This window comes from Paenibacillus sp., from assembly GCF_031177825.1.
In the GTDB taxonomy this organism is placed as follows: domain Bacteria; phylum Bacillota; class Bacilli; order Paenibacillales; family YIM-B00363; genus Paenibacillus_AE.
In genome coordinates this window covers 371863-382237 of the sequence record NZ_JAPSKE010000003.1, presented here as the reverse complement: position 1 = coordinate 382237, position 10375 = coordinate 371863, and the positions used below count along the sequence as shown (strand labels likewise).

10 protein-coding genes are annotated in these 10375 nt (G+C 61.4%); 1 reads left to right on the top strand and 9 read right to left on the bottom strand.

Going from position 1 to position 10375, the window contains the following annotated elements:
* From zapA to RIN49_RS05870, 4 genes are all read right to left on the bottom strand, one after another.
* Positions 1–997 (bottom strand): cell division protein ZapA (gene zapA / locus RIN49_RS05885; protein ID WP_309119224.1); only part of this gene is annotated, 997 nt, incomplete at its 3' end.
* 149 nt (positions 998–1146) lie between these two features.
* Positions 1147–3600 (bottom strand): phenylalanine--tRNA ligase subunit beta, encoded by a 2454-nt coding sequence (gene pheT / locus RIN49_RS05880; protein ID WP_309119223.1) that lies wholly within the window; start codon positions 3598–3600, stop codon positions 1147–1149.
* A gap of 15 nt (positions 3601–3615) precedes the next feature.
* Positions 3616–4650 (bottom strand): phenylalanine--tRNA ligase subunit alpha, encoded by a 1035-nt coding sequence (pheS, locus tag RIN49_RS05875; RefSeq protein ID WP_309119222.1) that lies wholly within the window; start codon positions 4648–4650, stop codon positions 3616–3618.
* Between the two features lie 589 nt (positions 4651–5239).
* Complete coding sequence (locus tag RIN49_RS05870; RefSeq protein ID WP_309119221.1) at positions 5240–6001, bottom strand: sulfite exporter TauE/SafE family protein; 762 nt, start codon at positions 5999–6001, stop codon at positions 5240–5242.
* Between the two features lie 341 nt (positions 6002–6342).
* Between RIN49_RS05870 and RIN49_RS05865 the strand changes: the two genes are divergently transcribed.
* Positions 6343–6564: an alpha/beta-type small acid-soluble spore protein gene (locus RIN49_RS05865; RefSeq protein ID WP_309119220.1), complete on the top strand. Its 222-nt coding sequence runs from the start codon at positions 6343–6345 to the stop codon at positions 6562–6564.
* Positions 6565–6647: 83 nt separating this feature from the next.
* Here the strand turns inward: RIN49_RS05865 and RIN49_RS05860 are convergent, their stop codons facing one another.
* The 5 genes from RIN49_RS05860 to RIN49_RS05840 form a co-directional block, all read right to left on the bottom strand.
* Positions 6648–7439: an N-acetylmuramoyl-L-alanine amidase gene (locus tag RIN49_RS05860; RefSeq protein WP_309119219.1), complete on the bottom strand. Its 792-nt coding sequence runs from the start codon at positions 7437–7439 to the stop codon at positions 6648–6650.
* Entirely contained in the window at positions 7439–7915 is a 477-nt protein-coding gene (locus RIN49_RS05855; RefSeq protein WP_309119218.1) for a phage holin family protein, read from the bottom strand. The genes RIN49_RS05860 and RIN49_RS05855 overlap by 1 nt, the downstream gene beginning before the upstream one ends.
* Positions 7916–7978: 63 nt before the next feature.
* Positions 7979–8239, bottom strand: a complete 261-nt coding sequence (locus RIN49_RS05850; RefSeq protein ID WP_309119217.1) for a hypothetical protein — start codon at positions 8237–8239, stop codon at positions 7979–7981.
* Complete coding sequence (locus tag RIN49_RS05845) at positions 8239–8616, bottom strand: hypothetical protein (protein ID WP_309119216.1); 378 nt, start codon at positions 8614–8616, stop codon at positions 8239–8241. Before RIN49_RS05845 ends, RIN49_RS05850 begins: the two co-directional genes overlap by 1 nt.
* Before the next feature lie 13 nt (positions 8617–8629).
* Entirely contained in the window at positions 8630–10375 is a 1746-nt protein-coding gene (locus RIN49_RS05840; protein ID WP_309119215.1) for a phage tail protein, read from the bottom strand.

The window sequence follows — 10375 nt, the reverse complement described above, 5'->3', positions numbered from 1 at the left end:
TCTTCGTCCGCAGCTCCGCCGCCAGCGCCGCTTCCCCGCGCTCCCGCTCCTCTTCGAGGCGGAGCGTCTCCAGCTCCAGCTCGTCGAGCCGCTCCTGCAGCCGCGCCGCCAGCGCCGACCGGCTCCGCGCCTCTTCCTCGGCTTTCGCCAGCGCGTCGCTCTTCGCCTGCAGCTCCGCCGCCAGCGCCGCTTCCCCGCGCTCCCGCTCCTCTTCGAGGCGGAGCGTCTCCAGCTCCAGCTCGTCGAGCCGCTCCTGCAGCCGTGCCGCTAACGCCGACCGGCTCCGCGCCTCTTCCTCGGCTTTCGCCAGCGCGTCGCTCTTCGCCTGCAGCTCCGCCGCCAGCGCCGCTTCGCCGCGCTCTCGCTCCTCCGCCAGGCGCAGCGCTTCCAGCTCCAACGTCTCGAGCCGCTCCTGCAGCTGCGCGGCGAATGTCGTCTCGCGCTGCGCCTGCTCCCGCGCCTTCGCCAGCTCTTCGTTTTTCGCCCGAAGCTCCTCGGCGAGCGCCGCTTGGCGCCGCTCCTGTTCCTCCGTCAGGCGTAGCGTCTCCAGTTCCATCTCGTCAAGCCGCTCCTGCAGCTGCGCCTCGTACGCCGCCCGCTCGCGGTCCTTCTCCTCCGCGAGGCGCGCGTTCTCGGCCGTAAGCGCCTCGATGCGCTCTTGCAGCTCCGCCGCGAGCGCCGACTGGCCGCGCTCCTTCTCTTCCGTCAGCTCCAGCGCCTTGCGCAGCTCCTCGATCCGCTGCTTCGACTGCGAATGCTCGCTCTCGATCGCGTCCCCCTTCGCCTGGAGGCGGAAAAATTCGTCGGCCATCTGGATGAGCGCCAAGACGCCGACCTTTTGCGAATCGAGCCGCGGATTGCCCTTGGCGATCGTTTCCATATTTTCGTTAACGTACGTAGAGAGACGTTTCATATACGATTGGCTATACGTTCCGACCATCTTGTAGGTCGTCCCGAAGATGTCTATGGTCGTGCGAATCTTTTCTTCCGAATGCATTGCAGGGTGCACGCTCCTTTCGACAGCGTTCAACAAAAATGCCGACGCATCGGCAACTTTCTCATTAATTCGATGCGTCGGCAGCAGTTTCCTGCTATTCGGTTTTTACAAGATTATGTTTTTTTATGATCGAACTGTGATCTCGCGCGTTATTTCCGAAGCTCCGCGCCGTGCTTGGACGCCAATGCGGCCGTAACCGCGTCGTGCGCGCCGGTCACTTCCTCGTCGGTCAGCGTCCGTTCGCCGTGGCGGTAGACAAGCGCCAGCGCGACGCTCTTCTTGTCCGCGCCGAGCCGCTCGCCCGTGTAGACGTCGAATACGCGCACGGATTCCAAATACGCGCCGCCCGCCTCGCGGACCGTCGCGACGAGATCGCCCGCCGGCACGCCGCGGTCGACGACGACGGCGATGTCGCGGGATGCGGCCGGGTAGCGCGGCAGCGGTTCGTAATTCGCGCGAAGCACCGAAGCTTCGACCAACGCCTCGAAGTCGAGTTCGAACGCATACGTGTCGTCGAGCTCCCACTCCGCTTGAACGGCCGGGTGGATTTGGCCGATCCGGCCGAGCTTGACGCGCGAGCCGTCCGCGACGACCGCGAATACGTCGGCGGAACGTCCCGGGTGGAAGCCCGTCGGCGCCGAAGCGACATACGCGGTGTCGATGCCGAGATGCGTCGTCAGCTTCTCGAGGCGGCCCTTCAAATCGTAGAAGTCTACCTTCGCGCGGCCGTTGTCCGACCAGTTCGCCGCCGACTTCGCGCCGGTGACGACCGCCGCCAGCGTCCGGCGTTCGACCGGAAGCGACGTCAACGCGCCCGTCTCCTCCGTCAAGAATACGCTGCCGAGCTCGAATAGGGCGACGTCGTCGACGTTGCGGTTGCGGTTGTGCACGACCGCCTCAAGCAAGTGCGGCAGCACGCTCGTGCGCAGGACGCTGCGGTCCTCGCTCATCGGCATCGCGAGGCGGATGCGCCCCGGCGACGCGAACAAGCCGCCGAGCGCGTCCGCGCGCCCTTCCGCCGTCAGCGAGTACGTGACGGCTTCGTGGAGCCCCGCGCCGGTGAGCGTCCGCCGCGTCTCCCGCGCCACGCGTTGCGCTTTCGTCAGCGCCCCCGGCGTCGTCGCGCCGCGTACGAGCGTCGTCGGGATGTTATCGTATCCGTACAGACGGGCGATCTCCTCGATCAAGTCGACGTCGCGCACCATGTCGGCGCGGCGCAGCGGCGCCGTCACCTCGAGCGCGTCGCCGGAGCCCGCGACCGCGAAGCCGAGCCGAGCGAACACGCCGCGCACGTCCGACGCCGTCAGCGACGTGCCGAGCAGCTCGTTCACGCGCTCGACCGTCAGCGGCACCGTACGCGGCGCCGGAGCGTCGAGCAGCGCCTCCGCATGTCCCTGCGCGGCGCGGCCGCCGGCATACTTGCAGAGCAGCGCCGTCGCTCGGTTCAGCGCCGGAATGACCGCCTCCGGGTTCACTTCCTTCTCGAACCGAAGCGAAGCCTCCGAGCGCAAGCCCAGCTCGCGCGACGTGCGGCGCACGGAGCGGCCCGCGAACCGGGCCGATTCCAATAAAATCCGCGTCGTGCCCGGCGTCACTTCCGAGTCGGCGCCGCCCATGACGCCGGCCAGCGCGATTCCGCGCTCGCCGTCCGTGATCAGCAGCATATGCGGCTCGAGCGCCCGGTCCTGTCCGTCGAGCGTCGTCATCCGCTCGCCCGCGCGGGCATGGCGCACGACGACGCGGCTGCCGTTGCCGGCGAGCGTATCCGCGTCGAACGCGTGCAGCGGCTGTCCGTATTCGAGCATCACGTAGTTCGTAATGTCGACCACGTTATTGATCGGACGCACGCCGGCCGCCATCAAGCGGTTTTGCATCCATAGCGGCGACGGCCCGATCGTCACGCCTTCGATCAGACGAGCCGCGTAATGCGGGCAGTCGTCCTGCGCTTCGATCTCGATGCGCACGAGATCCGACGTCGGCCCGCCGGTTACGACGACGCCTTCGTCGACGTCCGGCAGCGCGACTTCGCGGCCGAGCAGCGCGCCGACCTCGTACGCGACGCCGATCATGCTGAGACAATCGCTCCGATTCGGCGTCAGATCCAGATCGAGCACCTCGTCGTCGATGCCGAGCAGCGCGACCGCGTCCGTCCCGACGTCCGTTCCTTCCGGCAGCACGAGGATGCCTTCCTGAATTTCCTTCGGCAGCAGCTTGTCGTTCAGTCCCAGCTCCTTCGCCGAGCAAATCATGCCCATCGACTCGACGCCGCGCAGCTTCGCGCGCTTAATCGACAGTCCGCCCGGGAGCGAGGCGCCCACAAGCGCGACCGGCACCTTCTGGCCCGCGGCCACGTTCGGCGCGCCGCAGACGATCTGCAGATGCTCCTCCTGGCCGACGTCCACCTTGCACACGTTCAACTTATCCGCGTCCGGATGCTTCTCCTTCGCTACGACGTGTCCGACGACGACCTTCACGACGCCGAGATTGCGCGTCTCCACGCCGTCGACCTCGACGCCGCCGCGCGTCAGCTTCTCGGCCAGCTCCTTCGCCGAGACGCCGTTCAAATCCACGTATTGCTCCAACCATTTATACGAAACGTACATGTCGTTGCTCCCCCCTTAACCTCGCGCGAACTGACTTAAGAACCGCACGTCGTTCGTGTAGAAATGACGAATATCTTCCACGCCGTACCGCAGCATCGCGATGCGCTCGACGCCCATGCCGAACGCGAAGCCGCTCACTTCGTTGGGATCGTAGCCGCTCATCTCGAGCACGCGCGGATGCACCATGCCGGAGCCGAGAATTTCGAGCCAGCCCGAATGCTTGCATACGCGGCAGCCGCTGCCGCCGCACACCGCGCAAGATACGTCCACCTCGGCGCTCGGCTCCGTGAACGGGAAGAAGCTCGGCCGCATCCGAATGTTCACGTTCGCCCCGAACATCTCGCGCGCGAACTGCAGCAGCGTCCCTTTCAGGTCGCTCATCCGAATGCCCTTGTCGATGACGAGACCTTCGATCTGCATGAATTGATGCGAGTGCGTCGGATCGTCGTCGTCGCGTCGGTACACCTTGCCCGGGCAAATAATTTTGACCGGCACTTGGCCGCCCCGCGCTTCCATCGTTCGGGCCTGCACCGGCGACGTCTGCGTGCGCAGCAGCAGGTCTTCCGTGATGAAGAACGAATCCTGCATGTCGCGCGCCGGGTGATCCTTCGGCAGGTTCAGCGCCTCGAAGTTGTAGTAATCGGTCTCGACCTCCGGACCTTCCGCCACCGTAAAGCCCATCCCGATGAAAATGTCTTCGATCTCCTGCACGACCTTCGTCAGCGGATGCAGCGCCCCGTTCGGCGCCGGCCGGCCCGGCAGCGTCACGTCGATCGTCTCCGTCGCAAGGCGTCGTTCCGTCTCCGCGCGGGCGAACGCCGCCGCCTTCTCGTCGATGACGGCTTCGATCGCCGCGCGCACGTCGTTCGCGACTTGGCCGATGACCGGCCGCTCTTCCGCGGACAACGCCCCCATGCCCCGCAAAATTTCCGTCAACAATCCCTTCTTGCCGAGATACTTGACCCGCAGCTCGTTCAGCGCGTTCGGATCGTTCACGCCGGCCAATTCCTGCAGCGCCTCCGCTCGCAGCGCCTCCAACCTGTCTTTCATGGCTCATCCTCCTCGTAATCGTTACACACAGCTCTTGTTCGGTTCTGCGGACCGTTCGCCCTCCTGGGCGGGAAACGCTCCCTCTCATCCGCGAAGCAAACGCCCGCATTGTCCCCTGAACGGGAAATGCTCCCGCTTATCGAGCTGTTCGGCGACATATTTCGCATAAACCAGTCAATAAGACGGAGGATTTCCCGTTCGTCCTGCGTTATGACGCTTCTCTTCTCGAATGAAGGGGATGTTTTCCGGTTCGCGCCCGACGTAAACGCAAAAAAGACCTTCTCTCCCTGTCTAAGGGACGAAAAGGTCGCGGTACCACCCTCATTCGCATCGTCTCGCGCCGGAACGCGGCGTCGACAATGCGCACTCGATCGGCGAATAACGGCCGCCTGCCGGTCCGCCCTACGCACGCCGCCTCGATGAAACAAGGCGCGGTTCGGGCGACTGCTCGGGAGAGAAGGTTCGGCGACGGGCGACATGCGGAGCGGCTCTCAATCTTCGGCCTCTCCTCCCTGTGCAGCGCGTATCGTGCCTACTGGGCTCCTTCATTGCATATGTTGCGTATATATTCAGCTATTATAGCCGACCGTCAGATCAACTTCAAGCCGCTGACGAGGATGATCGCCGCCATGAACGTACGGAGCGGTCTTCCCGGCACCTTCGCGGACAGCCGGCTGCCGAGGATGACGCCCGGCACCGAGCCGAGCAGCAGATTGAACGCCAGCGCGTAATTGATGTTGCCGTACACGGCATGAATGGCGCCCGCGGCCGTCACGAGCAGGAACGCGTGCAGAATGTCCGTGCCGACGAGCTCCGCCGCGGTCAGGCGATACAAATAAATCATAGCCAGCGCGAAGAGGCTGCCGGAGCCGATCGACGTCAGCCCGACGACGAATCCGAGGACGACGCCGATGAGGATCGTCAGCGCCCTTTTCTGAGACAACGGTTTCTCTTGCCAACGATTCGAACCCAGCTTCGTGAAGAACTGCTTAAGAATCGTCGCGAGCGCGACGATGACCAGCACGACGCCGAGCGCATGCTTCATGATCGTATCCTGATGCGCCGCGAGCGGCGGATACGCTTGCAGCAGCAGCACCGCGCCGATCGCGCTCGGGACGCTGCCGATCGCGAGATATTTCACGAGCCCCAAGTTAATCGTCTTCTGCCGGATATGCTGAATGCTTCCGAACAGCTTCGTAATCGAGTTATAGAACAGGTCCGTCGCGACCGCGACGCTTGGGGAGATCCCGATCCACATGAGCACCGGGGTCAACAAGGCTGCGCCGCCGACGCCCGTCAATCCTACGAGTCCGCCTACCAAAAATCCCATCACTACTATTTCCGCTTCCATCGTTTCACCCCGCCTTATATAAGCATTGCTTATCGGTTGCATCAAAACCTATGATAGTGTATTCGAGGAACCTAGACGGGTGCGGGGCCATCACTTAAAGTATTTCTGAAAAAAAGCGCATCGCCCAGCAACCTCCCGGGCGTTCTGGGCGTGGGCGGCCGCTCCGGACGATCGAGGAATTTTTCCTCGCGCCGGACGGAGATACCGCAGGAAGACAAGGGGCAGGCGGCGGATCGTTCGGAAATCGGGGGGTTCTTTTCCCCAAAGGGGAGAAAAGAGGCTTGCATAACATTGTCAGAATTGTCGCACAATACAATCAAATCCAATGGAGGTGACATCGCATGAGCAAATATTCGAATCCCAGCAGTCTGATCGTCCCGGAGGCCAATGCGGCCATGGATCAGCTGAAGCATCAAATCGCTCAGGAGGTCGGGGTGCAGCTGCCGCCGGACGGGTATTACGGCTATGTATCGTCTCGCGACACGGGGGCCATCGGCGGACATATGGTTCGCAGAATGGTTCAAATCGCGGAAGAGACGTTGGCGCGCGGCGGCCGGGCGTAAAGCATACGCATCCTCACGAGTTACATAATCCCCGGACCTTAGGTCGGTTCGGGGATTTTTCATTCGCGTTGAAGGAAAGAAAGTTACTTACCGCTTCCTGACGTCCCCCTGCCGAGCAGCATCACCCGCTGCCCGTCCCATTCGACGCCGTATCCGGCGAGCCTCGCCGCCAGCCGGGCAGGCACATAAGAGACGCCGTCGATGAGATACCCCTGTCCTATGACTCCATTCTCCACGACGGCAATTTCTACGCGCCGTTGGATGCGCGGGAGCTCAATCGTATCAGCCCCTCCCGGCGAGGGCGGGCGATACGGATAGCCGACATGCGTACAAAACGCTTCTACCACTGCCTCGGCGAACTTCTTCCACTCCTCTGCCAGCTGCGCCGGATCGTCGCCCTTCGAATCGGCGAAGCCATATTCGACGATGACGGTTTGCACGGCCCCGGTGTCCCGGTGCATAAAGTAATAATCCGCGCCCGGTCGGCTCTGCAACGTGCGGGTGAAGACACGGCGGACGTTCTGCCCGGCAGAAGAGAGCGCTTGTCCGATCCGCTTAGCCAAAGTCCCGTCCGCGCGGACCGAGTGGATCATCTCCGCCCCGTCGCCCCCGCCGGCGTTGATATGGTTGGAGATGCAATACGCCGCACCGCTCTCTCGCACGAGGCGCGTCCGTTCTTTCGGAGACAAATAGACGTCTTCGGAGCGCGTCATCGTCGCGGCGACGCCCAGCTCGCGGAATCGTTCCGCTTGGTAAAGGGAGATCGCGAGAGCCTTATCCTTTTCCAGAAACATGTCATTGGACCCTCCTCCCGGATCCTTCCCGCCGTGGCCGGGATCGAGGATGAGGATCGGCTTCGTCAGCTGTTCGTTCATTATACGCCCCCTTTCTTCCCGGCGGCTCGATCCGCCTTCGCCTTTATCTCCGCCGTCACGTACTTCAGAACCGCCTGCGGAATGTATTTGCTCCACCCAGCCCGCGCGGCGTTCGCCGTCAAGCTGATGTACGTATGGTAGATGAGTCCGAACGTCACGGCGTAAAATAGCAGCCCCGGCGTGCCGAAGGCGTGGTCAAGCACGTTCCCGAGCGCCGGGAAGGCAAGGAGGAAGATCGTTCGAAAGATGCCCGAGACGCCGTATTCCGAACTATAGGCCTCTTCTCTGCGAGCTGCTGCGATGCCGGTAATCCAATCGAGCAGGATGACGACATACAAAGCCAGAATGACGCTGGTGCGTTCCGGACCGTACACAATATCGAAAAAGGGCCCGACATACGCGCCGAAAAAAGCGACGACGGCGTTGTCGGGCCGGTTCATGCTGTCCAGGTTGAAGGATTGGGCAAAACGTTGCATGGGCGTTCACCTCCGGGAGTAAAAAAGCCCCGATCTACTCGGGGCTTACTCGCGTTTATATTGTTAAGCCGACAAGGTAATGGACCGGTATTGCGGGTCTTCCGAATCCTTTAGCGCGCTCGTAGCTTCTGCGCGCTCAGGCGAGATCCACCCGCTTGCCGCGGTGCGCTCGATGTCATCCCGGGAGAACTTGTCGGCGGCGTGTTGCATGACGGGTGTTTCGTATTCTTGGCGTCCCGATGCGATGATCCCCTCAATCGAGGTTGTTCCCGTCAAGTAGATGTTCGTCGCGTAAGATCTAACAAGAAGCGAATTCACAGCCATTAGACGATAACCCCCTGTTCGATAAGCATCTCGATAAGTGCCTGCTGCGTTGCGCTGGTTTCCGCTGCGGCCGCGGCCGCGACCGCTAGTTGGGCCTTTGCCTCGGCCAGTTCGGCCCGTAGCTGCTGAACTTCGCTAGGCGGAAGCGGTGCGGGTTCCGGCCGCGTCCATGTGCCGTCCGGGTTCCGAATGTCCCCCGGTTGTACGTCTTCCTCGTCTTCGAGCAGAATCGTATGATCCGCGATCACTTCGCCCGATAAATACGAAACCCCGAATACAATACCTGTCTCGGGGTTTATTTGCGCGTATTTGTACGAAGTCCTTACAGGTTCCGGCGTATCCGGTCCCATTGGCGTTTCTTCGATTTCTTCGGTCATGTCATCCCCTCCTTTAGTAGCTTTCTACTACTTGCCATGCGACGTGCACGGTCGCCCCTGCCGTTGCTTGAATTGTTATACGGACGGTTGTAGCATTCAGTAACTCGGCTTTCCAGTAAGACGTACCATTGTTCGACGTACCGCCCGCGTTGGTGATCAGGTACGATTTATTCACATCAACGGAATTTATAGGAATATCATAAGTTCCGCCCGAATTAAGGACCGAACCTCTTTGTACGCTTTTCACGCCCCCTACCCCCTTTACCGTGCCATTACTATCAACCGTTTTCAACTGCCCGTCAGTATCCAGGTATAACGCGAGGGCGAAATGCCCTTCGCGATGGAGTGTTAATCCGGGGCGCGAACCGTCTTGAGTTTTGATTTCTAACGCAGTCTGCCCCCAAAAAGCGTTGTTGACTTCTGGAGTGCTAAGCGCAAGCGTATTCTTCCGATACGACCTTACCAGATCGCTGTCGTTGCCTTGATGCCATATAACATGGTTCGTTATCCCGGGGACGGTCCATACTGGTTGCCCCGTTTCCGTCGACTGAATGAACCGCTCGACCGCCTGGTTAGAACCGTTACGGGATGTAAACCTTAGAGGGTTTGACCAAGCGTTAGGCGCATCTGCGCCGGGGGGGATAGAAATATTCCCGTTGGGAATGAGGTTCCCCTTTTGGATAGTAAGGGCGGTCGTCCCCTCAATATCGACGTTAACGCCGAAGTCTACCGAAGGCGATGCGTTCCAATAGACTGATGCTTGATTCGTGCGACCCTTCTCGAACGTCATCGCGTCTGTGATAACAGTACGAGGGACAGTCAAGTTCCCCGTCATTGTGTCGCCCGCCTTCGCTACTTTCCCGGCCGCCAGGTCATACGCAGCTTTAACCGCGCTTGGTGTCGCCGCCTGCGAAGTGCTTGTGCTGTTTGTTGCCGTATTAAGCTGCACGACCCCGGCCTGCGACGTCGATGCAGCCTTGCCGGCGATCGTGACGGTGTCCGTCGTCGAATTTGTTGTAATATCTACCCCAGTACCGGCCGCAAGAGTCAATGTATCGCTCTTGCTGTCTGCCGCTACACTGGTCTGCCCCGACACCGTAATGGTGGAGAAGGCATTTTGGTTTACTTCTGCCCCCGCCGCGATAGCGTCCAATTTGGACTTGTCGGCTCCCGTCATGAAACCGGCAGCGCCACCAGCGACAGCGTTCGCATGAACACCGCCGCCTGCGCCGATATGAGCATCCAGATTGGCCTGCACGGCATCGACCGTGTCCTTACGGGCAATATCCGCCGCTGCAGCCGGCGCCGCCACCTGCGCCCTTCCGCTTGCGTCGCGAATCACGAGGCGACTAGCCGTTGGCGCTGATGTGGCTGAGTGAGGTGCCGTAGAATCCATATGGGTCTTCGCAGCCTCGAGCGTCGTTGCCGGCGCATCGAAAGGACTTGCCTTCCCCGTAATGGCCTTGAAATATTTCAGGATCCACGAAAAAAGCTGCGTTACGGACCCCGTTAATCCATAGGCTGTCGCCGTATCCGGATCCGCAGTTCGGTTACCGATGACGGTATCGGTAGCCGCCCCACTCCCTAGGCCACTTGCCGTAATCTTCGGACCATTGCCAGGCGTTCCGTCATGGGTATGTCCGGAAGCTCCGGTTCCGAACGCAGCGTCCAGCCCTTCCATGCTCCCGCTAATAATGTCGATATCGACGTTATCGGTTCCTTCGGGCAAGTGGATTGCCCGGTTTGCGGATGTCCGCAT

Coding starts and splice junctions, on each gene's coding strand:
- pheT (WP_309119223.1), bottom strand. CDS start 3,600: ATGTACGTTTCGTATAAATGGTTGGAGCAATACGTGGATTTGAACGGC.
- pheS (WP_309119222.1), bottom strand. CDS start 4,650: ATGAAAGACAGGTTGGAGGCGCTGCGAGCGGAGGCGCTGCAGGAATTG.
- RIN49_RS05870 (WP_309119221.1), bottom strand. CDS start 6,001: ATGGAAGCGGAAATAGTAGTGATGGGATTTTTGGTAGGCGGACTCGTA.
- RIN49_RS05865 (WP_309119220.1), top strand. CDS start 6,343: ATGAGCAAATATTCGAATCCCAGCAGTCTGATCGTCCCGGAGGCCAAT.
- RIN49_RS05860 (WP_309119219.1), bottom strand. CDS start 7,439: ATGAACGAACAGCTGACGAAGCCGATCCTCATCCTCGATCCCGGCCAC.
- RIN49_RS05855 (WP_309119218.1), bottom strand. CDS start 7,915: ATGCAACGTTTTGCCCAATCCTTCAACCTGGACAGCATGAACCGGCCC.
- RIN49_RS05850 (WP_309119217.1), bottom strand. CDS start 8,239: ATGGCTGTGAATTCGCTTCTTGTTAGATCTTACGCGACGAACATCTAC.
- RIN49_RS05845 (WP_309119216.1), bottom strand. CDS start 8,616: ATGACCGAAGAAATCGAAGAAACGCCAATGGGACCGGATACGCCGGAA.
- RIN49_RS05840 (WP_309119215.1), bottom strand. CDS start 10,375: ATGCGGACATCCGCAAACCGGGCAATCCACTTGCCCGAAGGAACCGAT.